24 protein-coding genes are annotated in these 24,192 nt (G+C 37.4%); 5 read left to right on the top strand and 19 right to left on the bottom strand.

The features are described from left to right. The first annotated feature begins 9 nt into the window (after positions 1-9). Entirely contained in the window at positions 10-1,341 is a 1,332-nt protein-coding gene (gene rseP, locus I5M19_RS06860; protein ID WP_200065464.1) for an RIP metalloprotease RseP, read from the top strand. 153 nt (positions 1,342-1,494) lie between these two features. On the opposite strand, the gene I5M19_RS06855 is transcribed toward rseP, so the two are convergent. The 6 genes from I5M19_RS06855 to I5M19_RS06830 form a co-directional block, all read right to left on the bottom strand. Continuing rightward, the gene (locus I5M19_RS06855) at positions 1,495-1,962 is read right to left on the bottom strand and encodes a response regulator transcription factor (protein ID WP_200065463.1); all 468 of its coding nucleotides are present in this window, start codon (positions 1,960-1,962) and stop codon (positions 1,495-1,497) included. Between the two features lie 62 nt (positions 1,963-2,024). Further along, on the bottom strand, positions 2,025-3,182 hold the full coding sequence (locus I5M19_RS06850; RefSeq protein ID WP_200065462.1) for an acyltransferase family protein: 1,158 nt from the start codon (positions 3,180-3,182) through the stop codon (positions 2,025-2,027). A 20-nt stretch (positions 3,183-3,202) separates the two neighbouring features. Next, complete coding sequence (locus I5M19_RS06845) at positions 3,203-3,760, bottom strand: hybrid sensor histidine kinase/response regulator (protein WP_200065461.1); 558 nt, start codon at positions 3,758-3,760, stop codon at positions 3,203-3,205. Between the two features lie 2 nt (positions 3,761-3,762). Beyond that, positions 3,763-4,104: an STAS domain-containing protein gene (locus I5M19_RS06840; protein ID WP_200065460.1), complete on the bottom strand. Its 342-nt coding sequence runs from the start codon at positions 4,102-4,104 to the stop codon at positions 3,763-3,765. Next, positions 4,085-5,236 (bottom strand): fused response regulator/phosphatase, encoded by a 1,152-nt coding sequence (locus I5M19_RS06835; RefSeq protein ID WP_200065459.1) that lies wholly within the window; start codon positions 5,234-5,236, stop codon positions 4,085-4,087. The genes I5M19_RS06840 and I5M19_RS06835 overlap by 20 nt, the downstream gene beginning before the upstream one ends. Before the next feature lie 9 nt (positions 5,237-5,245). After that, positions 5,246-5,746 (bottom strand): hypothetical protein, encoded by a 501-nt coding sequence (locus I5M19_RS06830; RefSeq protein ID WP_200065458.1) that lies wholly within the window; start codon positions 5,744-5,746, stop codon positions 5,246-5,248. A 73-nt stretch (positions 5,747-5,819) separates the two neighbouring features. On the opposite strand from I5M19_RS06830, the gene I5M19_RS06825 reads away from it, so the two are divergent. Then, positions 5,820-6,743, top strand: a complete 924-nt coding sequence (locus I5M19_RS06825) for a glycosyltransferase family 2 protein (protein WP_200065457.1) — start codon at positions 5,820-5,822, stop codon at positions 6,741-6,743. Further along, entirely contained in the window at positions 6,740-7,915 is a 1,176-nt protein-coding gene (locus I5M19_RS06820) for a glycosyltransferase family 2 protein (protein WP_200065456.1), read from the top strand. Before I5M19_RS06825 ends, I5M19_RS06820 begins: the two co-directional genes overlap by 4 nt. A gap of 2 nt (positions 7,916-7,917) precedes the next feature. Here the strand turns inward: I5M19_RS06820 and I5M19_RS06815 are convergent, their stop codons facing one another. Together I5M19_RS06815 and I5M19_RS06810 are read right to left on the bottom strand one after the other, a co-directional pair. Then, positions 7,918-8,820 carry an SMP-30/gluconolactonase/LRE family protein gene (locus tag I5M19_RS06815; RefSeq protein ID WP_200065455.1) on the bottom strand — a complete coding sequence of 301 codons (903 nt, stop codon included), beginning with the start codon at positions 8,818-8,820 and terminating at the stop codon, positions 7,918-7,920. Next, entirely contained in the window at positions 8,807-10,303 is a 1,497-nt protein-coding gene (locus I5M19_RS06810; RefSeq protein WP_200065454.1) for an alpha-L-fucosidase, read from the bottom strand. The genes I5M19_RS06815 and I5M19_RS06810 overlap by 14 nt, the downstream gene beginning before the upstream one ends. 103 nt (positions 10,304-10,406) lie before the next feature. Between I5M19_RS06810 and I5M19_RS06805 the strand changes: the two genes are divergently transcribed. Further along, positions 10,407-10,862: a DUF4268 domain-containing protein gene (locus tag I5M19_RS06805; protein ID WP_200065453.1), complete on the top strand. Its 456-nt coding sequence runs from the start codon at positions 10,407-10,409 to the stop codon at positions 10,860-10,862. A 6-nt stretch (positions 10,863-10,868) separates the two neighbouring features. Here I5M19_RS06805 and I5M19_RS06800 read toward each other — a convergent pair whose 3' ends face one another. The 4 genes from I5M19_RS06800 to I5M19_RS06785 form a co-directional block, all read right to left on the bottom strand. Beyond that, on the bottom strand, positions 10,869-12,191 hold the full coding sequence (locus tag I5M19_RS06800) for a TIGR00341 family protein (protein WP_200065452.1): 1,323 nt from the start codon (positions 12,189-12,191) through the stop codon (positions 10,869-10,871). Positions 12,192-12,195: 4 nt separating this feature from the next. Then, positions 12,196-13,434 carry a cation:proton antiporter gene (locus I5M19_RS06795; protein ID WP_200065451.1) on the bottom strand — a complete coding sequence of 413 codons (1,239 nt, stop codon included), beginning with the start codon at positions 13,432-13,434 and terminating at the stop codon, positions 12,196-12,198. 209 nt (positions 13,435-13,643) lie between these two features. Further along, on the bottom strand, positions 13,644-16,097 hold the full coding sequence (ccsA, locus tag I5M19_RS06790) for a cytochrome c biogenesis protein CcsA (protein WP_200065450.1): 2,454 nt from the start codon (positions 16,095-16,097) through the stop codon (positions 13,644-13,646). A gap of 14 nt (positions 16,098-16,111) precedes the next feature. Beyond that, the gene (locus I5M19_RS06785; protein WP_200065449.1) at positions 16,112-16,525 is read right to left on the bottom strand and encodes a cytochrome c maturation protein CcmE domain-containing protein; all 414 of its coding nucleotides are present in this window, start codon (positions 16,523-16,525) and stop codon (positions 16,112-16,114) included. 246 nt (positions 16,526-16,771) lie between these two features. Here I5M19_RS06785 and I5M19_RS06780 point away from each other — a divergent pair, with 246 nt between their 5' ends. Continuing rightward, positions 16,772-17,410, top strand: coding sequence for an NAD(P)-dependent oxidoreductase (locus I5M19_RS06780; protein WP_200065448.1), 639 nt, complete (start codon positions 16,772-16,774; stop codon positions 17,408-17,410). Positions 17,411-17,487: 77 nt separating this feature from the next. Here the strand turns inward: I5M19_RS06780 and I5M19_RS06775 are convergent, their stop codons facing one another. From I5M19_RS06775 to I5M19_RS06745, 7 genes are all read right to left on the bottom strand, one after another. Further along, positions 17,488-18,924, bottom strand: coding sequence for a Glu/Leu/Phe/Val family dehydrogenase (locus tag I5M19_RS06775; protein WP_200065447.1), 1,437 nt, complete (start codon positions 18,922-18,924; stop codon positions 17,488-17,490). Between the two features lie 158 nt (positions 18,925-19,082). Continuing rightward, on the bottom strand, positions 19,083-19,292 hold the full coding sequence (locus I5M19_RS06770) for a CcmD family protein (RefSeq protein ID WP_200065446.1): 210 nt from the start codon (positions 19,290-19,292) through the stop codon (positions 19,083-19,085). Between the two features lie 6 nt (positions 19,293-19,298). Next, positions 19,299-19,982: a cytochrome c biogenesis protein CcsA gene (ccsA, locus tag I5M19_RS06765; RefSeq protein ID WP_394370707.1), complete on the bottom strand. Its 684-nt coding sequence runs from the start codon at positions 19,980-19,982 to the stop codon at positions 19,299-19,301. Between the two features lie 114 nt (positions 19,983-20,096). Next, positions 20,097-20,780 (bottom strand): heme exporter protein CcmB, encoded by a 684-nt coding sequence (locus I5M19_RS06760; RefSeq protein WP_200065445.1) that lies wholly within the window; start codon positions 20,778-20,780, stop codon positions 20,097-20,099. 48 nt (positions 20,781-20,828) lie between these two features. Beyond that, on the bottom strand, positions 20,829-22,757 hold the full coding sequence (locus I5M19_RS06755; protein ID WP_200065444.1) for a response regulator: 1,929 nt from the start codon (positions 22,755-22,757) through the stop codon (positions 20,829-20,831). A gap of 14 nt (positions 22,758-22,771) precedes the next feature. Continuing rightward, a complete protein-coding gene (locus I5M19_RS06750) occupies positions 22,772-23,365 on the bottom strand; it encodes a chemotaxis protein CheB (RefSeq protein WP_200065443.1) in 594 nt (197 codons plus the stop codon). Next, positions 23,355-24,191 (bottom strand): CheR family methyltransferase, encoded by an 837-nt coding sequence (locus I5M19_RS06745; RefSeq protein WP_200065442.1) that lies wholly within the window; start codon positions 24,189-24,191, stop codon positions 23,355-23,357. Before I5M19_RS06745 ends, I5M19_RS06750 begins: the two co-directional genes overlap by 11 nt. Between the last annotated feature and the right edge of the window lies 1 nt (position 24,192).

The raw sequence follows: 24,192 nt of genomic DNA, 5'->3' as shown, positions 1-24,192 counted from the left end.
ATATAAAGAATGGATATATTGATAATGGCGGGCCAGTTAATACTGGGTCTTTCAATTTTAGTGATACTGCATGAGTTCGGGCATTTTTTAGCGGCCCGCGCTTTCGGAATAAAAGTTGAGAAGTTTTACCTTTTCTTTGATGCCTGGAATTTCAGCCTTTTTAAATTTAATTATAAGGGTGTTGAATATGGCATTGGCTGGCTGCCTCTAGGTGGTTACGTAAAAATATCCGGCATGATCGACGAATCAATGGATACCGATCAGCTTGCCGGTCCGCCACAACCGTGGGAGTTCCGTTCAAAACCGGCATGGCAGCGTTTAATAGTAATGCTGGGTGGTATTATAGTTAATATTATTGTGGGCATATTCATATTTTGGATGCTTACTTTAAAATATGGTGAAACCTATACACCGAATGCCGATATTAAATACGGTATAGTTCCCGGCGTTATCGGCCAAAAAATGGGTCTTAAACCAGGCGACAGGATATATGCCGTAAATGGCAAACCTGTAGAGCGTTTTGAGGATCTTACCAGCTCGAAGGTATTATTAGATAAAACCGTATTGAACGTACAACGCGGAGATCGCAAATTAGATATCAAAGTACCTCCTACTATATTAAATGATCTGTCGGATTATGGCATTGAAGAATTTATAAGCAGGTTACCCCGCACCACTTTCGCTGTTGATTCTATTGCGCCAACCGGCGGAGCAAAAGAGGCTGGTCTGAAAAAAGGTGACAGTATTTTAGCAGTAAACGGGCATAAGGTTACATTTTTTGACCAAATGCAAAATCAGTTACGCGAAAATAAAAATAAAGAGGTGCAGCTTTCCGTTAAGCGCGATGATAGCCTGATGATGGTTAACGCCCATATAAGTGCAGATGGCATATTAGGATTTACACCAAAGGCGGATCTGCCGGAAGAGAAAACAATACAATACGGATTTTTTGGCTCGTTACCTGTAGGTGCTTCCCGTGCCTGGGGCATGTTTGTGGACAACGCTAAAGGGATAGGTAAAATATTTACAGGGCAGGTAAAAGCTCGTAAAGCTATATCAAGTCCCATAGGTATAGCCGTAATGTTTGGCAGCCATGTTGACTGGATCCGTTTTTGGAGTCTTGTGGGCTTCCTCTCTATGGTATTAGCCTTAACAAACTTACTACCTATACCAGGTTTGGATGGTGGTCATACCCTGTTTTTGCTTATTGAGATGATAAAAGGCAAACCATTGAGTGATAAATTTTTGGAACGTGCACAAATAGTTGGTTTTGTTTTGTTAATATCTCTGATGGTGTTTGCCTTCGGTAACGATATTATTAAACAATTCACAAAAAAATAGTATTACTTATAAAATATAAAAGGTGTCCTGTAAAACATAGGACACCTTTTTTCCAAACATGATGTTTAAGTATATTATTATTAAGATGCTGAATTTTAACGCTTACCAAATCATTTGTATTATTTGAACGGAAAAAATCGTTACTATTAAACATCAGGGAATAAGGCCCAAACGTCTTGCTTTTTCTATAGCCTGGGTGCGGCGCTGAACATCCATTTTTTCAAATAATTTTGCAGAGTGCGTTTTTATAGTATTTACTGATATAAAAAGCTTATCTGCAATTTGCCGGTTGCTTAAACCTGTTGCCATTAATTGTAATACCTCTAACTCGCGAGTACTTAATCCTAGCTGAAGAATCTCTTTTTCATTTATTACAAAACCGTTTGTACTGGGCGAATAAATATGCTTTTCAACAATAACTATTTTTGGTTTAGTTAATTTAATGGCGAGCCAAATTCCCAGAAGTGTAAATAGTAACGCAATAACGCCCGCATATACTTCAAAAGTATGTTCAACAATAATAAACCGCCATTCTATCCATTTTAAAAAAAATAAAAGTACAGCCAATAACAAGCCATACATAGTTACCGACCGATATTGCTTAAGATTATTCCAGACCATTAATTAAGAAATGTTAACTAAAGTAAGCAATGCCTCAAAATATGACAAACAACTCGCGTCGTTCAGGAAGAGACAGCTTGTTTATTTTGTGATACTTTTTGGAATCGACTTTTAAAACGAAGGAAATAACGTTCAAATCCATAGTATGACAATGATGCCAATGCTATTACCGCTATTAAAGTGGCCACATAAATAAACAAATTTTGCCAAAATAGGCCCACACTTGATAAATAAGTTTGAGCTATGTACAGCATAAGGTATAACGGATACTTATGCAGCAGATAAATGCCGTAAGATATTTTACCGCAGTATTTTAGTTTACTGTTATTAAGCGAAAAAATACTGCTTGAGGTTTCGCACAAGTTTACAATAATCAACGCTGCTAAAACGGAAATTACAATATCTCCTTGTGGTATTTCACTGAGCGTATACAGGTATACGAATAAAATAAAGCATATCCATATAACTATCTGTACATATTTATTGAACATCAACTCAAAAGCACTCTGTAACTTAAACTTGAAGGAAGGATGTTTGGTATTGTAATATAAAACAGCAACAATGGCACCAACCATCATGTTATGGAAACGTGCATAATATAAAAACAAGCTCAGATCTGACAAAAACTGATTATGATTTTGTATGCTCCTTACAATAATGTTGATTGTTATTAATGCCAAAGTAATACCAACGAGCGCATATAGTATATTTTCAGGTTTTTTAATACGGAAAATATGCGGATGGAATATGTAAAATTGCTCTTCTGTACCTATTGACCAAATGGGATCGAATATAGAAGGCAGCATCTGTAAGCAAAATGCCAGATTAGGCATAAAAAAAACACTTAACCACAAAGCCTCTTTTGATGCACCACGTGGGTAAACAAAAAAACCAACTATCACTATCAAAAAATATAGGGGCCATATCCTTAATATTCGGCGTATATAAAAATCTTTTAACCCTACTCTGTTAAACTCGCCCTTTTCTACCATTAAGAGATAGGTTATCAAAAATCCGCTTAAAGCAAAAAATATAGTAACCCCTACCTTGCCCATATTTTGCAGGTTAGGTATGCCAATTCTTTGCAGGTTAAAAAGATTTTTATGGTATTCGATATGCGATACCACAACCATTAATGCCGCAATGGCCCTGATCCCGTCGAGGTTGGGAAAGTATACATATGATCTTTTTTTATCCGAAACAGCGTTCTCACTACCCATTAATCTACAATATTTCGTGTTTAGGCCCTCAAATGCAGAGTAGCCACAAAATTATTAGTACAATGCCCTATGTCAAACTCATATTCAAACACGTCGCATGCCTTAGTAATAATCATCAATCCAAAATGCTCCGAAAACGTGTTTAAATCATGTTCAATATCATCTGTATCACCAACCTCTTTCACAAAGAAATTAAGGCAGCAATTGTTTTTTACCATAGCCTTTAATTCACAGTTGTTGTTGCTGTATATATCTATCACTTTATCATTATGATGTATGCCTGGCAATGGCCAGGAATATAGCATTCCGCCCGAGCGTATATTGAATGTATTACCTGTGTCAGTCTTTTTTAATATAATTTTATTATCAATAAGCGTCACCAGCAGGGAAGTATGGTTGTTTCCGCAATGCTTCACTGAGTTGGTAAGTAATTCCACCAATATCATTTTCAGCCTGATTACGATATCATCATTTACAGGCACATTATGCAGTAAATGGTCAGTTACAGCACTGGTTAATGTGTAAATCTCCCCGGCCTGGTTATTAAAAATAAACTCTTTGGATACCTCAACCCTCATAATTAATTTATACCATTTACCGCCGCATCATCCACGTTACCAAATATCTTAAAGGCCTTATCCAGCCGTATTAGCTGAAATAGTCCTAAAATATCTTTATTTAATCCGCAAACCACTACCTCCGCCTTATGTGGTATAGCGTATTTAAGGGCGGCTACTAATGCACCCAAAAATGAACTGTCAACATATATTACCTTCACAAAATTTACAATAATATAGCTGTTGCCTTGTTCTATAAGTTCTATCATCTGCTGTTTAAACTGTTCAGAAATCGTCAAATTTGCTTCTTTAATCTGTATCTCGGCAACTAAAGCGTTTTTATAGTTATTGGTTAAAAGTATCATCGGTGGTTTTTTTTAAATATATTAAACTACAATCGTCAACATGTTCCAGGGCCTTTTCTTTTAAAAAATCGCCTTCTTTAAATTCACGGAAGGGGCGGTCAAAAAAAGCCTCAACTGCTTTTTCAAAAACATCATAATCTGTCCTTTTGCCCTGTGGGGTTTCAAAATCAATTATTCCATCAGTAAGCGTAAATAAAATATCATTCTTATTTAATATTAACTCAGTTTCATTAAAGTCACCATCTATCATTAAACCCAACAGCATTCCCGAAGATGTAATTCGATTGGCCTTACGGGTATTGCTGTTATAATACAACAAAGGCAGATCTCCGGCACCCGAATATTTTACAGATCCGTTAGCTGCATCTATCATAACCAGTGACAGGCTGGAAAGTACATCATTAACCACCGGATCATGATAAACCACAGCGTTGATTTTTTGTAAAATGCTTTTGGTTGAGAAGTTACCATTAGAGATACAGATACGTACAGCTGCACGTACATAACTTAAAAAGCCAAAGGAAAAATACCAGGCGCCCCATTTCTTACCCATTACATCACCTAAAACTATAAACGTATAACGGTCGTCAATAGTAATAAAATCAATAAAATCTCCCCCCGGATAATTTTGAAAAGATTTATGCCAAAAATCTACTTCGAACCCTTTGATAACCGGTAACTGCTGCGGAACCGAATGCAGATTAAGCGCCATAGCTGCAACGCTTAGTTCCTTTATTGTACGTTCATGCCTTTCACGTACGGTATTTAAAAAATTATTGATCTTTGATACGATAACAGGTACGGGTGTATCCTTTAATATATAATCAACCGCTTCCAGATTTATACCCTCAAGCATCAGTTTATTATCTACCTCAGACGTTAAAAACATAAATGGAATATCTTTATACTCCGGCAAATCGATCAACTCCTGGCGGAAAGCAAACCCATCAACATCCGGCATGTGATAATCAGACAAAATAACATCTGGTATATCATGCTTTAGAATTTCCATTGCTCCTGCTGCAGAAGTAGCCTTCCTGCAGGAAAACCCTTCCTTAATCAAAGCCTTGCTCATCATCTGTAAAACAAAAGCATTATCATCAACCAGCAAAATCTTTTTTGATTGGGGCATGTATGGCAACTATGTGGATTTTTTTTTGAGAATAGCGTTTAAAAACAAATATACACCTGTAAAAACGATAAGCAATGAGATGATATCCATTATGGTGACCCCATCATTCTTATTAAAATAAAATACTGTAAACATTTCAAAGTATGGAGGCGCGGGCATTATTATCATGGCCATTCCGAGCGTGATCATGATTATGGAAATAATAACGATCACACTTTTTTTAATATGTTCATGGTGCAGATATTTCTTTGATTCGTTACTATCCAATTGATGATGCGTCAGTAAAAACTCGAAACCGTTCAAAAGGTCGAGCCTGTCCTGCTCTATATTCAATTCATTAAAAGCCTCCAATTTTTTGGGTAAGGAAGCTTCATCACAAGCTTCTACCACCTGCTGCTTTATTGCCCTTACCAATTTAGCATCGGCTTCTCCCTTTTTGAGTAATACCACCAATTCATTTGCTTTTATTTGCAGCAAATTAACATCATCAACGGTTTGTTTATCTTTCAAATTTTTTAAATGGCTGGTAAATGCTTAACTTTTATTAATATTATACGTTTAATACAAACATCAAATTTTTTATATGAAAAGAGTTTCTGTTGTAACTATTAATTTCAATCAGGATCAGATAACGGAAGAACTGTTAATATCTATAGCTGAAACTAATACGTATGAAGATATAGAAATTATTGTGGTTGACAATGGCAGTACTGTTAATCCTATCCCAAAATGGACTCTGAAATTTCCTGATGTTAAGTTTATACGTTCAGAAATCAATTTGGGTTTCTCCGGCGGTAATAATATTGGTATTAAAGAGGCAACAGGGGATTATTATTTTTTGGTGAACAATGACACAGAATTTACGACAGGACTTGTTCAAAAGCTGGTGGATGTTTTAGATACACATCCGCAGGTTGGTATTGTATCGCCCAAACTTAATTATTTTAGCGACAAAAGCTTAATACAATATGTGGGCTTTACCCAGGTTGACTATTATACTTGCCGTAATAAAGCTGTAGGCAGGTTCGAAAAAGACATAGGTCAATACGACAACCTGTTAGGCCAAACCGGTTATTGCCATGGCGGAGCAATGATGGTTAAACGTGAAACTTGCCACAAAGCCGGTTTAATGGCAGATAACTTTTTTATTTATTATGAAGAGGTAGACTGGGGCGAGCGCATTAATAAGTCGGGATACCAGGCGTGGGTACGTGGCGACGCAGTTATTTATCATAAAGAATCAATGACCGTAGGAAAAAAGAGCGCTTTTAAAGAGTATTTTATGAACCGTAATCGTATATTGTTCATACGTCACAATGCTCCGCCTTTAAAAGCGTTAGTATTTTATTTGTATTTTGTAATATTAGTAGTGCCACGCAACATAGTTAGCTATATAAAAGAAAAGAAATACAACTTCATCAGTATTTTATTCCGCGCTGTTTGGTGGAATATTACCCATAGTAAAAACAGCGAAGAGTTGGGTTTTACGGTAAATAAGGTTTCATGATAATTGCTTTTTGGATAAGCTTTTTCGTTGTTTTTTACACGTTTATTGGTTACGGAATACTATTGTATTTCATTATCAAATTAAAAAGAAGCGTTAAAGGCAAACCTATAATTCCAATTGTAACTGACAATACACTTCCTACCTGTACATTAGTGGTAGCAGCTTATAATGAAGAAGATTTTATTTCACAAAAAATAGCCAATAGCTTACAGCTTATCTATCCGCAAAATAAGTTGAAATTTATTTTTGTAACCGATGGTTCATCGGATAACACGCCTGAGATAATCAGGCAATACCCACAAATTCAATTATTACACCAGCCTCAACGTGCAGGTAAAATTGCTGCTATACACCGAGCGATGGAGCACGTTGCAACCGATACTGTGGTTTTTACGGATGCTAATACCTTTCTAAATCCGGAAGCAATAATTAATATTTGCCGACATTATACCGACGAAACCGTTGGGGCTGTTGCAGGAGAAAAACGTGTAAAAATTGATACGAATGCAGATGCAAGTGCTGCAGGTGAAGGTTTTTACTGGAAATATGAATCAACCTTAAAAAAATGGGATTCAGAGTTGTATTCAGTGATTGGTGCTGCCGGCGAGCTGTTTAGCGTGAGACGCGAGCTTTACGAGGACGTACCCGCTGATACGGTACTTGATGATTTTATGATATCTATGCTGATAGCTGCCAGGGGATATCGTATTATATATGAACCTAAAGCCTATGCTTTAGAAACCGCCTCAGAAAATGTATCGGAAGAATTAAAACGTAAAAGAAGAATAGCAGCAGGTGGCATACAATCTATTGTAAGGCTAAAAGAGTTGTTATGGTCTGCAAAATATCCGGTATTATCTTTTCAATATGTTAGTCACCGGGTTTTAAGGTGGACAGTAACGCCATTTTTTTTGATATTGGCTTTTATAACAAACCTTGCTTTGGCATTCGCGGAGATCAGCATATTTTATGAGGTAATTTTTAGCTTGCAGGTATTATTTTATCTGTTAGCTATATTCGGATATATGTTGGAGAAACGCCACCTTCGGATAAAGGTGCTGTTTGTACCTTATTATTTTTGTATAATGAATTATGCGGTAATAGCCGGCTTAATTAGATATTATACTAAAAAGCAAAGTTCTGTTTGGGAAAAAGTTCAACGTAAGCAATAAACCTATTCTACTCCCTTTACATTCATCTGCACAGTATAAATAGCTGTTGATGCTGTAATAAAAAGTACATTTTTATTCTTGCCTCCAAAACACACATTGGCACTCCAGGGTTCATCAATTGAAATATGACCTATTTTTTTCCCCTCAGGGTTATAAATGGTAATGCCATTACCAGAAAGATACAGATTTCCCCGTTCATCCAGCGTAATACCATCAGCTCCTTGCTCTATAAATACCCGCCGATTACTTAATGTACCATCAGTATTGATAGTATAGCTATAAGTTTTGTTACCGCCAATATCTGCCACATACAAACGTTTACCATCAGGAGTACCAACAATACCATTAGGTCTTACCAGGCTATCCTCTAAAGCTATCGGCTGATCTTTACCTTTTGGCAAATAAAATACTTTTTGATTGTCCATATCAGGCTTGGTGCGTGTCCAGTAAGGTCGCTGATAATAAGGGTCGGTAAAATATATATTTCCATTTGGATGCACCCATACATCATTAGGCCCATTAAGGCGCAAGCCCTTAAAATCTTTCACCAGTACTTTAACCTTTCCATCCTTTTTTATTTTCCATAACTGATCATGCTCATCCGCACATGCTATCAGGTTACCTTTTTTATCGAAATACATCCCATTTGCCCGGCCGGCATTATTCATAAATACAGATAGCTTACCATTGATATCGTATTCCCAAATTTTGTTATTCGGCTGATCGGTAAAAAATATATTACCTTTTTTATCTACCGCAGGGCCTTCAGTAAAAGTAAATTGCCGGGAAATGAGTTTAGGTTTTACATCAGCGTCAAAAAGATCTGTTGATTGTGCAGATATATCCTTTACAACAAACAATAAAAAAAAGAAGAATAGATATTTATTTAAATTAGTCACTATCATGTCGTTTAGCGGGTGGGAAAAAGCGTTCTTTATATAAACCAAGATCGCTTAAAGCAATACATACCGGGGCTTTAATAACTCTAAGTCTAACTTTTTTTGTAGTTACAAGTTTACTCAATTTTATTAAACGGTTGCCGCCAATACTTGTTGCTTTGGCTATTTGCAGCCATTTACCGTTTTTGTATATATCAATGGCTATTTCATCAATGCGTTGACCAAGTTTAATATTTTCGCGTAGTTGAATTATATTAAAAGTGCTGCTTTTAGCAAGGGTCAATATCAATTGCGGCTTAGTTACTCCATCATCTGTAGCCCAATAACTGTAACGGTCATTATCTAATAAATTGGTCGGGCCGTATTCCAATTTATTACCACCACGTATGTTGCTTGCTTCAAGGATGGCTCCTTTAGCTAAGTTATTCTCGAACGTAAGTTTCAATATATCTCCAAAAAACTTTAATTGAGAAACATCTCCATCACTTAACCTACCAGATCTATCTGGCGAAAGCCCTAAATCCAGACATGCTCCCCGACCAACACTTTTGTAATAAATATCCATTAATTGTACAGGCGCTTTTAATGAATCATCCTGCCTGGCATGGTAAAACCAACCCGGCCTTAATGAAACATCACACTCTGCCGGCATCCAGTATTTTCCGTCGCGCTGCCCTTCGGTTCCCTCATAATCTTTAACATAACCGTTGCCTGGTTCTTTTCCCTCATCCGGTGCATGCGGTGTGTAGGTGGCCCAACTTATTAATCCGGCTTCACCCCTCTCATTACCCACCCAACGCACATCAGGGCCAACATCTCCGAATATTACCGCATTAGGCTGTAGCTTACGGGTAATGGCCCAGGTATTATCCCAATCATAATAAGTAGAACGGTCTATTTTACGTACCTCGCGTGCGCCACCGTAATATCCGTCGCCACCGTTTGCGCCATCATGCCACGAAATAAACAGCGGGCCATAATTAGTATATAGTTCCTTTAGCTGTTCACGATAGATGTTGGTAACGTACTCAGGTTTGCCATATAAGGCATTATTTCTATCCCACGGTGAACAATAAATACCCATTTTCATTCCCAATTTATCGCAGGCGTCCTTATATTCCCTTACCAGGTCGCCTTTACCGTTTTTATACGGACTGTTACTTATATTATAATCGGTGGTTTTAGTAGGCCAAAGGCAAAATCCATCATGATGTTTCGCCACTACAATTATACCTTTAAAGCCACCGGCTTTAGCTGCCTCTACAATCTGCATGGCATCAAACCTGGTTGGATTCACTATTTTAGCACCCTCATCGCCATATCCCCACTCCTTATCGGTATAAGTGGCCGGGCCAAAATGAATTATACAATACATTTCAGTTTCCTGCCAGTTTAACTGCCCTTGCGTGGGTAAAGGGCCATATGGTTTTGGTGCAGGTTGCGCTATAGCGAAAAAAGGAAGCAGTATAAAAAATAACAGATACCTCATGTTAATTACCGGCTATTGGTTTTGCTAAAGTAAATAAACAGGCTGATTTAATCTGTCAAAAAATTAAACCTTTATTTTTGAGATTTTAAAGTAAGAATAAACCATGTATTCAAAAGAGCAGGCAGCACACCTTCGGCAAACATTCTGGACAAGTTTCGGGCAATATATGCGGCCTGTAATTTCCACATCGGGATTAAAAATTAATTGGATTAATTACAAAACAGGTGTAAAACATCTATACTTTAAATTGCAGGCTGATAATAAAAATGCTGTTATAGCCATAGAGATTACCCATGCTGATAAAGAGTTGCAGCAATTATTTTTTGAGCAATTTGCCAGCTATAAAAACATTTTGAATAGTGCGCTTAAAGAAGCATGGATATGGCAGTTGCATACTGCCGATGAATACGGTAAAACTATAAGCCGTATTTACACCGAACTGGAAAACGTAAGTGTTTATAACCAACACGACTGGCCCCAATTAATTTCCTTTTTTAAGCCACGTATTATTGCTTTAGATGAGTTTTGGGAAGATGTAAAATATGCCTTTCAAGCATAATGCAAATTACTGCACAATAAGCTTAAGATTATTTGACTGATAACGTTTCCTTAACCATTCCTGCAATTTGCTTTGATCCACTTTCCTGATAGGTACAGTAAAGTTTGCGATAGCAACTTTTATGGTATCAGTTAGCGTAGTATCTGTATGATAAATTGTAAAATCATTAAATCCGAATGAGGTTATTGCAGGATATAACACTTTAAGCTCTGCTAATACAGCGGTATCAGGTGTTATCACTTTCAATGCTTCTACTTTTGTAGTATCCAGTACTTGCTGCCGGCTAAATACATCCTCCAGGATACTGGCTTTGATCTGTGAAAAATCAATTTGCTGTTTCGCATTTAAACCCTGCCGTATATTTAATTCTACATTTTTTAAACTGTATTTAGCTAAATTACGGTTAAGTGTATCTAATACCTTTTTATCTAATTCATTTCCAATAAGTAACAAGTCGATAGCTTTATCCTTAGTGCTATACACGTATGATTTTGATACTACCTGTGTGTTTTTAAATTTAAACTGCTCATCTACAAACTTACGGGCGTTAGTTTCAAATATGCTTTTATCAACAATACGATAGGCCATAAAAATACTGGGCACTATAGTTACCACCACGCTTATGATAATATATCTATTCACCTTTTTTTCGTTGACCGCATCATCAAAATGATGTCTTGTCATTTTAAGGTAACGGGCAACTAAATAGGTAGCGATTGTAATAAATACACTGTTTATAAAATAAAGATATATTGCACCCAAAAAAAAGTACCAATTACCCATTGCTATACCAAACCCCGCTGTACATAATGGAGGCATTAAGGCGGTAGCTATAGCCACCCCGGGTATTACATTATTCTTTTCTTTTCTTGAGGCGGCAACCATTCCGGCAAGTCCACCAAAAAACGCAATAAAAACATCCCATATTGACGGCGATGTTCTTGCCAGCAATTCAGATTGTGCTTCATGCAATGGGGTAACGAGGAAATATATTGTAGAACTTATGATACCGATAATAGAAGCTACCAGCAGGTTTTTACCCCCCTTTTTTACCAGATCGAAATCATTTATCCCGATACCTAATCCAACACCCATAACCGGCCCCATTATAGGCGAAATAAGCATAGCACCGATGATAACTGCCGTTGAATTTACATTTAAACCAATGGAGGCTACTACTATAGCAAAAATAAGTGCCCATAAATTAGCGCCACGAAATTCTACATTTTTTCGTATCGATTCTATAATAAGCAACTCATCGGCTTTGTCTTCGTTTAAACTAAAACGGTTGATTATAAAACGCCTGATCTCACGTAGTATCCTATCCATAACATTAGCTTGCCGCAGGTTGCTGCAATTTTGTTGCCAGTTTACCAATGGTTAAACCCTGTACCAATATAGAGAACACTACAATTATATAAGTTATCAGCAAAAATTCATCGCGATGCATGCCTCCTGATAATGATAAGGCTAAAGCTACCGAGATCCCACCCCTCAGGCCACCCCATGTAAGTATAAGTATGGCGTGTTTTTCAAATTTAATTTTATAACGAAGCAAAAAAACAGGTACACTTACAGATACCCAGCGGGATATGAGTACTATAAATATGGTTATGACGCCTATAATTAATACAATAGGCTCTATTTTTATAATCAGCATTTCCAGCCCGATGAACAAAAATAATACAGCGTTCAAAATTTCATCAATCAGTTCCCAAAACTTACCAAGATAATCGCGTGTACGGTCAGACATACTTTCGCGTTTAGCCTTATTACCTGTAATTAATCCGGCTACAACCATTGCTAACGGACCTGAAATATGTAAATGACCAGCAACAAAATAACCTCCCATTACTATTGCGAGGGTAATTAATACTTCTACTTTATAATCATCAATAGAGCGTAAAGCCCAAAAACCAATATACCCGAGTAAGCCGCCAAACAACAATCCCCCAACAGCTTCCTGTAAAAACAGCTTTCCTACTGAGATTGCCGAAAAATCTCCGGAACGGGCAACTTCGGCTATGCTTATAAAAATAACAACAGCTACACCATCATTAAACAAAGATTCTCCGGAAATCTTAACTTCAAGAGACGAAGGAATATTTGCTTTTTTTAGTATCCCTAACACGGCAATAGGATCGGTTGGTGAAATAAGCGCTCCGAAAAGCAAACAGTATATAAATTCTACTGGGATATGAAAGAGGGTAAAAAGCAACCATACCATACCCCCAACTATAAATGTAGACATTATTATGCCTAGCGTGGCCAGCATAATTACCGGCAGACGCTCTTGCTTTAACTTGCTGGCATCAATATGTATAGCACCTGCAAATAATAAAAAGCTCAGCATAAAATTCATCAGCACATCCTGAAAATCAACTGAGAAAGCAAGCTTTACTGCTTTTTCTGACAGAATAGAAGAGTTACCCAACGTAGCCAGAAAAATAGACGACACTAATGAAAGTATCATGATACCAATGGTTGGCGGCCATTTTATAAAACGATGATTGATATAAGCGAAAACCGCTGCAAGTACAATTGTAATAGATATGATTTCCTGAGTATCCATATAATTCAATAAGGTGGCTGCAATTTACCGATTTCTGTTTACGAAACCTGACGTTAGTAAGTCAATATTCTTTAATATTGGATAATAGTGGACAAATATAATATTACAATAAAATAATAGCTTTAATAATATGATGTTAAAATATATTATTTGTCTTGGGATGTATGGAGATTTACAATCGGCTTATTAAATTAATAGTGATTGTAATATTAAATAGCTTTAAACTCCTTATTCCTTCTAAAAATAGATAATAAAAACCCTATCACCATAATAATAGTACCAGCCCAAAACAGGTTGATATAAGGGAATTCTATTGCCTTTAATACGATAAACTTTTTCTTGCTCTCCGGTTGTTGGTAAACGGTGATCTCTATCTTATTATCGTCGGGTATAACTTTAGTGAAACGCAACTTTAAACCCGCATCTTCCAGTTTCTTACCAAAATCTAACTGACTGTTGCCCTTTATCATGTAAACAGGTTCAGCTTCATAGGTTTTGCCGTGGGTGATAACTTCTAACTGTGCGCCAAGAGCTATATCCTTGTCAGTAATAGGTATATCCTGTAATTTAACTGAGCGATTCAATTTTTTCAACACAATAACACCATCGCGATACGGTATAGTATCGCCAACAGCAACCTCATGGGCTACCGGCGCGTCATAGTTCTTATCATCATCAGTCGCACCGTGTTGTGCCTCTTCTGCCGCAGGCTGAGTGCTGATAAGATTGGTCATAGTAATGTGGGTGTACAGATCATGAAATAAATAATGCTTCGTATCAGGTGTAGAAGACATGCCACCCTGTGCCTGTATTACATTAGGACGCAGTGTAAAACTTTCTGTTACCTTGCCATCCTTCATTCGCTTGTAGTCGATATTGAAAAAATGACTTGCCCCTTCAACGGTATCACCTGTAAAAGTTACCATATAATCGCCCAATCTAAGCGGCTCATTTTTATACAGCAGTAAATTCTCCTTAGGATCCTCATCCTTAGCAAACTCTGCACTAAACTGCTCACCTGTAATATTTTCCGATACCACCTTTTTTGTACCCGAAGATATCAGTGCTCCTACCAGTAGTAATCCAAAACCAATATGTGCAACTGCTGAACCTGCCAGTTTATATTTCCCTTTAAAAGAGTCAGCCAATATTTTCGCATTTGCTACAACGCTATATACAGAACATAACATTACCAAAATAAATACCACATGCAGTTTATAAAATCCGGTGGCGTAAACTACTAAGGCAGTAATTAATGCTGCAAAGGCCAGGTATATAAGCGTGGTGATAAAAAAGCGCGTAATATCAGTCCGTTTGTATTTTAAAAATTGGGTAAAACCGCTTAATAATGCAATAACTACCGCAAACGATGCCTGTATAACATTATAGTGTTTAACCGGATCAGTAGGTGGAGCCATTTTGGTACCAAACATCAAATTCCAAACAGGTATTGATGTTACCACGATAAGGTGAAAACAGGAAAGGCCCAAAAATACAGCACCTACAAACATCCAAAACTCGCGTGAATAGGTTTCTTCGTCTTTTTTAGTGATAGGCAATTCTTTCCAGCGGGAAACAAGCAGATAAACAGATATAGCCAGAAAAATTAATACTCCTATTACAAGCTGCCAAAATAAGCCCAGATCTGTAAATGCATGCACTGATGATTCGCCCAGTACCCCGCTCCTTGCCAGGAACGATGAATACCAAACCAGTACAAAACTGATCATTACTAAAAATGTAGCCGTAAAATAAGAATGGCCTGTATTTTTATAAACAATCATTACGTGTAATGCGCCTACCAGCATCAGCCACGGAAATATAGAAGCGTTCTCTACCGGATCCCATGCCCAAAAGCCACCAAAGTTAAGCGACTCATAGGCCCAGAAAGACCCCATAACCACGCCCGTGCCCAACACCATACATGAGAACAAGGCATAAGGTATTGCTGGTTGTATCCACTCTTTATAACGCTTTTTCCATAAACCGGCTACTGCGTATGCAAACGGTACTACCAAAGATGCCGACCCAAGGAATAAGGTTGGCGGGTGGATGATCATCCAATAGTTTTGCAGTGAAGGATTCATCCCTTTACCGTCTTTTATGAAACTTAGATAATCCGGATTTTGAAATATAGGGGCTTGCATTCCCGAGTTACGTAACAGCAAAAATGGCGAACTGCCTACGTGAGCACTACCTATTTGCAGGCCAAGCACCATGGTACCCAATACCGCCTGCGAAAGTGCCAGCGTGGTCATTACCGGTTTTTCCCATGACTTTGCACGCCATATTAATATATTACCTAATACAGCTTCCCAAAACATCCACAGCAAAAAGCCACCCTCCTGCCCGTTCCAGAAACCTGATACTATATAGTAGGTAGGCAATGAGCGCGAGGTGTATGACCATGCGTAATGATATTCAAAATAATGATTATAAAGGATATAGAACAGGCAGGTACCCATCCCGATAATAGATACCGTGTTTAGCCAGTAACCTATACGGCCTAAACGTAGCCAGGAGTTGTCACTTTTAGCAACTTTTTCCTGCGTGGCAAAAAAGTAGCAGATGAATGAAAAAAGAGCGGAACCGAATGCAAGAACAATAAAAAACTGGCCCAAATTACCCGGGAGCAGGTGTTCGCCTTTATAAGCTATATCCATTAAAATTATCTAAGTTATAAACTCGCGCTTTTTTGCGCGGTAGCTTCGGTAACATTCAACTTCTCGTCGGTGTATTTAGAAGGGCATTTCATCAATATTTTTGATGCATGAAATTCACTACCCTTCATTTTACCGGTAAGTACAATTTGCTCGGAACGTTCAAAATCCTGAGGTTTGGTACCCGGATAAACCACTTTACATTCCTTACCATCCTTATCAAGCATGTAAAAAGAAAAATAATTAGCATCCTTAGTGGCATCATAAATCAGCTCTTTCTTCTTATTCAGGTGCCCTACTACGTGTAGTTCGGTATTATTTTTTTGAGCGTCGGTAAACGAGCCGTATGAACTTGTATTAGAATAGGCACTTATAATAACGGCTATGGCTACAGCTATAACTACTATTCCAAATATTGCGCTTTTCTTCATTTATTGGTTTTATCAGAATTACAGATTGCAAAAATACAAAACGTAAAGCTAATAATGTTTATTACATGGGATATATGTTATTTAGAACTATTATTAATAACATAATACAGTGTTAGTCAAAATGTTTATGTAGGTTTGTGTATTAAAATCTCTTTATAAAATATTTAATGCAATGCGTTAAACCACGACGCCGATATGCCTCCCGGGCATAACTGTACATTTTTATTTATTTTTTAAAGAGAACACATGAAAACAAATATAAAATTAGCCATCATAGGTGGCACCGGAAAAGCCGGTAAATACCTGGTTAAACAATTAATATTCAGGGAGATTTCCTTCAAGTTACTTCACAGAAACCCCGACAGTTTACAACTGCAACATCCATTTATGGAATTAGTGAAGGGTGACGCACGCAATTATGAAGCTATAGAAAGATTGTTAGATGGCTGCAATGCGGTAATAAGCACCATTGGCCAGCCTGTGGGCGAACCATCTATCTTTAGCATAGCTACCAAAAATGTATTGCATGCCATGCGACATTTCAATATCAGACGGTATATTGCAATTACCGGATTGAATGTGGATACACCTTTGGATAACAAAAGTCCTGAAACTAAATTCGGGACAGAATGGATGTACCAAAATTATCCAAAAACAACTGCCGACAAACAATTGGAATACAATTTACTGGTAAACAGTGATATTAAATGGACGTTGGTACGGTTGCCCATAATACAGCAAACTGATGAAAACACCCCGATAAACATAGATATTACGGACTGCCCCGGCGACTTTATTAGCGCTACCAGTTTAGCAAATTTCATAATAGCGCAATTAAAGAGCGACGAATTTGTTATGAAAGCGCCATTTATTGCCAACAGATAAGAGCATATAGTAATTACCAAAAAAGGTTGGAACTCAACACTCCAACCTTTTAATTTTATTGATTTACAGATAGCATATCACGGCCAAATACCCAAATTCATGTATGATACCGCTATTTTATTAATAGCCCCTACCATAGCTGCGTTACGCAGGGTTTCTACCTTAGGGTTATTTTTATAAATTTCTCTTATTTCGTAGTAAGAACGTATCATGGTATCCTCCAGGCCTGAATTAACTAACTCCAGCTCTGATGCTCCCTTAACTATAGTAGCACGTTGCATTGGAGTTAAAGCTGTACCCGTAATTCCCTCCACCATATTAACAAGGTTAAGACTGGAGTTTTCTTCAAAACGTCTGTTCATTCTACCAAACGCGACATGCGAAAGGTTCTTAAGCCATTCAAAATACGACACGGTAACACCGCCGGCATTAGCGTACATATCAGGAATAATTAACCCGCCATTTTTATAAAAAACGGCCTCAGCTTCCGGAGAAGTTGGCCCGTTGGCACCTTCGGCAATAATTTTAGCTTTAATATTTTTAATATTCTCTAACGTTATCTGATTTTCCAATGCGGCCGGCACCAATATATCACAAGGCTGTTCCATACCATCCATGGTATTTTTGAATTCCTTTTTTGCGCCTGCATACCCCAATATAGATCCGGTAGTTTTGCGATGCTGAAAAACAGATTCCACATCTAAACCATCCTCGTTATATATAGCGCCTTCAAATTCACAGATACCTACTATGGTAGCTCCAAATTCTGAAAGATACTTGGCCGAATAAAAACCAACGTTACCCATACCCTGAACAATGATCTTTTTACCGGAAAGCCCTGGCAATAAACCCAGTTTTTGCATATCCTCGCCAAAACTTACACACTCACGTACAGCAATAGCCACACCACGGCCGGTAGCCTCGCGCCTGCCTGCTATACCATGCAATGCAATGGGTTTACCCGTAACAGCACCCAAAGCATCTAACTGGCCCGGGTTCATGGTAGCATACGTATCAGCGATCCAGCTCATCTCTCTTTCGCCAGACCCATAATCCGGGGCAGGTACATCAATGCTTGGGCCTATAAAGTTCTTTTTTATTAATTCTACGGTATAGCGGCGGGTAATATTTTCTAATTCGCCTACGGTATAATTTTTAGGATTAATTTTTATACCACCCTTTGCACCGCCAAAGGGTACATTAACAATGGCACATTTATAGGTCATAAGTGCAGCAAGTGCCATCACTTCGTCCTCGTTAACCATTTCACTATACCTGATACCGCCTTTAGTTGGTGACTGGTGGTGGGAGTGCTCAACTCTCCAGGCATCAATAACTTCAAAACCGTTTCCTTTGCGAATGGGGAAACGAAAACGATAAACACTATTGCATGATTTTATCTGATCTAATAAACCAGCATCATGCTTGGTAAACTGCGCCGCATAATCGAAATTCTTACACACATCACCAAAAAAGTGAGTATCCTGATCTGCAGTTGGATTATTAATATTCATAATTTAGGGTTGGATAAATAATTATTCTCTTAAAAAAGTGCACAAATTTGGCATATTTTTTACGAATTGCGCAAATTATTAAAAAAATGTGTTTCTGCCATATTTTAAGGCTCAATTACCGAAACCTACGTTTAAAACACATGGGTAGATGTTTAGATTTATTTCTCCTTTTCGATCCTTTTTAATCTTCTGTCTATAGAGAATAGGTAAATAGCAATGCCCGCAAAAATTATAGCTATTACAGCAATAACTACATATATTTTTCCAGAGCTACGCATTACATCGGCCATTTCAACTGTTTGTGTCTGTTGAGCAAAAGCACCAAAAAAGCAGCACAACAAAAGTATTAAAAGAGTTAATTTTCTCATATCAAATTAAATGGCGTTCTTTTTATTTTCAATTAAACGGATGCGGTAGCGTAGTGTAGCTATCCAAAGTGCTATAAAACTCCACCCTAACATAGCCGGGTAAAAAGCCAGTTTCATGCCGTTATCTAAATCGTACTTACCAAATGCAGGATTTCCGCCGCTACCAGGATGAAGGGAGTCTGTCATTCGTGGCAAAACAAATATGAGCACTACCATAACCGGAAAAGCAAAGATGTTGTAAATGGCTGATATTTTGGCGCGCTTTTGTTCTTCGTCAATAGAATTCCTTAATACCAGATAGGCACAATACAATAAAAAAGCTATAGCGGCGCTGTTTTGCTTAGGGTCGCCACTCCAAAATTCACCCCAGGTATATTTGGCCCAAAGCATCCCTGTTAAAAGTCCTAAAGTATAAAATACTAACCCGGTATTTACACATTCTACTGCCGCAAGATCATGTTCTTCTTTGCCGGTTTGCAGATATTTCACACTATAAAATACAGATACTACAAAAACGGTTAACATCCCCATCCACATGGGTACGTGAAAATACAGGTTACGAATGGTTTCGTGAATAATAGGCAACCTGGGCACATCAAAGAGTAAACCGGTAATCAATGTAGATAACACCAATAAGACCGCTATTACCTTCCACCAGGTTTGATAAATGAATTTCATAATCAGGGGCAAATGTACATTGTTATGCTGAATTGCTGAAATTATGCATAATAATTTACACGTATTAAATTTTTAATTTGTCTTGTAAAGCTTAACTGCTAACAAACGGATAATTTTATGGATATATCAGTCGCGCCACAAATATGGAAACAATAGCAATGATGATGCTACTACTATAACATTTATTGCCGCTAAAATACCAATGTTACTATAACTTAAACTCCTGTCTAAACCATCCATTGCCGCCTTGCTTAATTTTATCAGTAACAAAATTACAGGGATAATAACAGGGAAACTCAAAATAGCCATTAACGTTCCATTATTGCCGGCTTTTGAAGCAATAGCAGAGATCATGGTAAAAACAGTTGAAAAACTGAGGCTCCCTAATAACACGATCATAAAATAGTATAAAAGATCGTTAACCGTATTAGTAAAAAAGAGCATGTATACTACAAGTGCCAGCACGCTTAGCAACCCCATTAACAGTGCGTTATAAATTGTTTTGGAAAGTATAATGGCCTGCGGCGATGCTATGGTGTAGTAATAAAGCAATCTCCCCTTGTTTTCCTGCAGAAAGCTTTTGGCTATGGCATTTACGGATGCAAAAAGCATTATTATCCAAAACAAAATATTCCAAACTATAGGATATCCATTGCTACCTTTAAAGCCCGGATTAAGATTAAAGGATATATAGCATACAAATACAGTTGAAACAATATATAGCAATACACCATTAAAGGCATATTTTGAACGCCACTCTAATAAAATCTCTTTTTTTAAAAGATGAATGGTTTGCCCCATGAGTTTCATACGGCAAATATAGCTTTATATAAAAACAAACTGATAATATATAACCGGCTATATCTGATTTCCTGTTAACGCGGAAATTTTTGCATGCAGTTCCTGCGGTTCAAATGGCTTTGATAAAACGTCATTCATGCCGGCTGACAAAGCCTCCTGATGTTCATGATCATAAGCAGAGGCAGATAACGAAATAATAGGCACACTGCGTTTAGGTTCTTCAAAATCCATTCTTATTGCCTTTGCGGTTTGGTAGCCATTCAGTACCGGCATATGCGTATCCATTAATATCAAGTCAAAATCACCTTCGCGGAATTTCTCTATAACTGCGCCTCCATTATCTGCTACCTCAACATTTACCTTCCAGTCATTAAGCATTTTGACCAGCATAAATTGATTGATCATATTATCCTCTGCTACTAAAACTGAAATATTTACGAACGGACGTAATCTTTTACCTGGTTGTTGATGTTTTGTAGCGGTTTGCTCATCAGCAATAGTGAACCAGTTAATAAAATTAAACACACTCCCTTTTCCTAATTCACTGCTTACGGTAAGTTCTCCCCCCTTTAGTTCTGCCAGCTTTTTAACAATGGCCAATCCTAAACCGGTACCTCCATATAAACTGGCTGTTTCGTCTTCGGCCTGTTCAAAAGATTCAAAAATCCTCGACATTTTATTATCCGCTATTCCAATACCGGTATCTTCAACGCAAAACTTAATTTTTGCCCGATCTGATGATTTTTGAAGTACTGAAACTTTCAATTTTACGTATCCCCGGTGAGTGAATTTAATTGCATTACTTAGTAAGTTCATTAAAATTTGATTTAGACGCAACGAGTCGACCAAAAGTGAGTCTGGTACATCATCATTCACTTCTAAAAGAAACTCAATATTTTTTTCGTCAGCGCTGTACTTAAGCAACCCGTACACTGAGTCTAATATGCTACGTAAATTATTGGGAGCCCGTATTATACTGAATTTTCCTGCTTCTATTTTTGAGATGTCAAGCACATCGTTTATAACGCCCAATAAAGAGCGTGATGAACTTTCCATCATATTAAGCAAATTATCCTGCTGCTCTGTAACAGGTGTGCGTCGTAACAAGTTTGTTAGTCCTATAATACCATTTACGGGTGTGCGCAGTTCGTGGCTCATATTGGCTAAAAAAGTTTCTTTTACTTTCTTACCATATTCGGCGGCCTCTTTTGATTTGATCAATTGCTGTAAATAGCTCTTTTGCGGACTTGAATCGCTAATATTAAAGAAAATAACTTTGTTACGATACGATGCCCTGAACTCGGCCCAAATTGAATGTTTATCAAAAGTATGCAACTGAAATTCAAATGTGCTGAAATTGAGGTTATCCTTAATTATCTCTCCCAATTTCTTTCGCATTGTATCCCTGTCGGTTTCTATTGCCAAATTCACAATACTGGTGCCCAAAATCTCCGTTTGCGTGTAACCTAAAAGTTTTTCAACAGCAGGATTAATAGTTTTAATACGAAAGTTGTTGGCATCGACAGAACAAATGATATCCGCACTGTTTTTTATAACAATGGCATAATTTCTAAGTTCTTCGTTTTTCTGAACTATCTCATCCCGCTGCCTGGCAAGTTGAATAAATGAATCTACCTTGGCAGATGTTATATACGGATCGAGTGGTTTATAAAGATAATCTATTGCTCCTGCCCCAAAGCCTTTTACCGCATATTTGCTTTCTTTTGAAATAGCAGTAACAAATATAACCATGATATCTTTTGTGCGAGGGTTTGATTTAAGCATTTCAACTAACTCAAACCCGTCCATTTCTGGCATCTGAACATCAACCAGTGCTATTGAAATATGATTGTCCCATGCAATTTTTAGTGCCTCATTTGGCGAAGTGGTGGAGAATAAACGAATATCATCGCGATTTAAAAGAGCTTCAAGGGCTATTATGTTTTCCTCTCTGTCGTCAACAATAAGGATGTTTACCGGGATCATTAAATAATGTAAGGTTAAGTACTGTTCTGTAAAAGCTCAAAAATCTCTTTGGTTGTTAAAACACATGTGGCAGCATTTAAATTAATTGCTGATTGTGGCATTTCTGCCATTTCAGCCTCGCCTGGATCCTGTACAATGGTTAACGCACCACTTTGGTATAATTTTAACAAACCTCCCGCACCGTCCTGATTAGCTCCTGAAAATAAAATTGCCGTACATTTTGTACTGTAAACCTCTGCTGCGCTTTCGAATGTTACATCAATTGAGGGCTTGGAATACCATACGGCTTCTGAAACATCCAGACTAAAATATCCCTCCTTTTCAATAAGAGTATGATAATTCGCCGGGGCAATATATATAGCATTGCTTTCTATTTTATCTTTGTCACTAATCTCACGGAAAAACATACGGCTATTTTCAGCAAACAGTTTTTCTATTTCACTAAAAAAGTTTTTTTTTCGGTGAATAATGATAATAACAGTTTTATTAAGATCGTGAGGAAGTATTTTGATGAGGTGAAACAGTATCTTGAATGATCCTGCTGAACCACCCAATAGCAATGTTTCAGATTGCTGCCACCTGCTGATTATGTTATCGTCAAGAGCCAATTTTTTGATATATATTTTCTTTCTGATCGATCACTTTAAATTTCTTCCTGAATCCCTCAGACCGTATGGTTTCTTTATTACCAAGACATAAATAACCAAGCGGACACAGGCTTCTGTAAAAAACATCAAGAATGCGTTCCTGTAGTTCCGTTTCGAAATAAATAAAAACGTTACGACAAGTTATCATCTGAAATTCATTAAAAACCGTATCGGATATGAGATTATGGACAGAAAATAATACATTTTGCCTTAATTCACTATGTATGGCGGCGGCATCATACATTATAGTAAAATGATCGGTTATGGAACCCGGCAACCCGGTAAACAAATAATTTTCCGCGTAACTTTTTATTTTGCGTAAACTATATATGCCTTTCCGGGCCTCTTTCAAAACTTCTGTATTGATATCAGTGCCGTAAATAAACGATTTTTTATACAGCCCTTCTTCCTTGAATAAAATAGCAAGAGAATAAACCTCTTCACCGGAAGAGCATCCTGCACACCATATTTTAGCGTGCTGATAAGTTGACAGATATGGAATTACTAATCTGTTTAATGATTTATAAAACGCCGGATCACGAAACATCTCGGTAACATTTACCGTTATTTCTTCAAGAAACTCCTGAAAAAAATCAGGATTGTTTACTAAAACATGCTTAAGATCATAAAAATCGAGCTTTTTAAGCATCATTATGCGACCGAGCCTTCTTTTTAAAGAGGCCTTCGTGTAATCGCTAAAATCGAAACCGTGTAACTTTTTAACAAGGTCTATAAGTTCTGTTAACTGTGCCGGTGTTATAATATCCTTGCCTAAAGTATCTTTCATA

It is taken from the genome of Mucilaginibacter segetis (assembly GCF_016522075.1).
GTDB classification, from domain to species: Bacteria; Bacteroidota; Bacteroidia; order Sphingobacteriales; family Sphingobacteriaceae; genus Mucilaginibacter; species Mucilaginibacter segetis.
The sequence above is the reverse complement of the archived record's forward strand: the minus strand, read 5'-3'. Positions and strand labels throughout refer to the sequence as shown.

What these genes read in the sequence shown, in the direction of transcription:
- I5M19_RS06745 (WP_200065442.1), bottom strand. Translation starts at nt 24,191, where the DNA reads ATGAAAGATACTTTAGGCAAGGATATTATAACACCGGCACAGTTAACA.
- I5M19_RS06760 (WP_200065445.1), bottom strand. Translation starts at nt 20,780, where the DNA reads ATGAAACTCATGGGGCAAACCATTCATCTTTTAAAAAAAGAGATTTTA.
- I5M19_RS06850 (WP_200065462.1), bottom strand. Translation starts at nt 3,182, where the DNA reads ATGGGTAGTGAGAACGCTGTTTCGGATAAAAAAAGATCATATGTATAC.
- I5M19_RS06825 (WP_200065457.1), top strand. Translation starts at nt 5,820, where the DNA reads ATGAAAAGAGTTTCTGTTGTAACTATTAATTTCAATCAGGATCAGATA.
- I5M19_RS06845 (WP_200065461.1), bottom strand. Translation starts at nt 3,760, where the DNA reads ATGAGGGTTGAGGTATCCAAAGAGTTTATTTTTAATAACCAGGCCGGG.
- I5M19_RS06810 (WP_200065454.1), bottom strand. Translation starts at nt 10,303, where the DNA reads ATGAGGTATCTGTTATTTTTTATACTGCTTCCTTTTTTCGCTATAGCG.
- I5M19_RS06755 (WP_200065444.1), bottom strand. Translation starts at nt 22,757, where the DNA reads ATGATCCCGGTAAACATCCTTATTGTTGACGACAGAGAGGAAAACATA.
- I5M19_RS06780 (WP_200065448.1), top strand. Translation starts at nt 16,772, where the DNA reads ATGAAAACAAATATAAAATTAGCCATCATAGGTGGCACCGGAAAAGCC.
- I5M19_RS06840 (WP_200065460.1), bottom strand. Translation starts at nt 4,104, where the DNA reads ATGATACTTTTAACCAATAACTATAAAAACGCTTTAGTTGCCGAGATA.
- I5M19_RS06800 (WP_200065452.1), bottom strand. Translation starts at nt 12,191, where the DNA reads ATGGATAGGATACTACGTGAGATCAGGCGTTTTATAATCAACCGTTTT.
- I5M19_RS06815 (WP_200065455.1), bottom strand. Translation starts at nt 8,820, where the DNA reads ATGATAGTGACTAATTTAAATAAATATCTATTCTTCTTTTTTTTATTG.
- ccsA (WP_200065450.1), bottom strand. Translation starts at nt 16,097, where the DNA reads ATGGATATAGCTTATAAAGGCGAACACCTGCTCCCGGGTAATTTGGGC.
- I5M19_RS06805 (WP_200065453.1), top strand. Translation starts at nt 10,407, where the DNA reads ATGTATTCAAAAGAGCAGGCAGCACACCTTCGGCAAACATTCTGGACA.
- I5M19_RS06775 (WP_200065447.1), bottom strand. Translation starts at nt 18,924, where the DNA reads ATGAATATTAATAATCCAACTGCAGATCAGGATACTCACTTTTTTGGT.
- I5M19_RS06820 (WP_200065456.1), top strand. Translation starts at nt 6,740, where the DNA reads ATGATAATTGCTTTTTGGATAAGCTTTTTCGTTGTTTTTTACACGTTT.
- rseP (WP_200065464.1), top strand. Translation starts at nt 10, where the DNA reads ATGGATATATTGATAATGGCGGGCCAGTTAATACTGGGTCTTTCAATT.
- I5M19_RS06795 (WP_200065451.1), bottom strand. Translation starts at nt 13,434, where the DNA reads ATGGATACTCAGGAAATCATATCTATTACAATTGTACTTGCAGCGGTT.
- I5M19_RS06835 (WP_200065459.1), bottom strand. Translation starts at nt 5,236, where the DNA reads ATGCCCCAATCAAAAAAGATTTTGCTGGTTGATGATAATGCTTTTGTT.
- I5M19_RS06770 (WP_200065446.1), bottom strand. Translation starts at nt 19,292, where the DNA reads ATGAGAAAATTAACTCTTTTAATACTTTTGTTGTGCTGCTTTTTTGGT.
- I5M19_RS06785 (WP_200065449.1), bottom strand. Translation starts at nt 16,525, where the DNA reads ATGAAGAAAAGCGCAATATTTGGAATAGTAGTTATAGCTGTAGCCATA.
- I5M19_RS06855 (WP_200065463.1), bottom strand. Translation starts at nt 1,962, where the DNA reads ATGGTCTGGAATAATCTTAAGCAATATCGGTCGGTAACTATGTATGGC.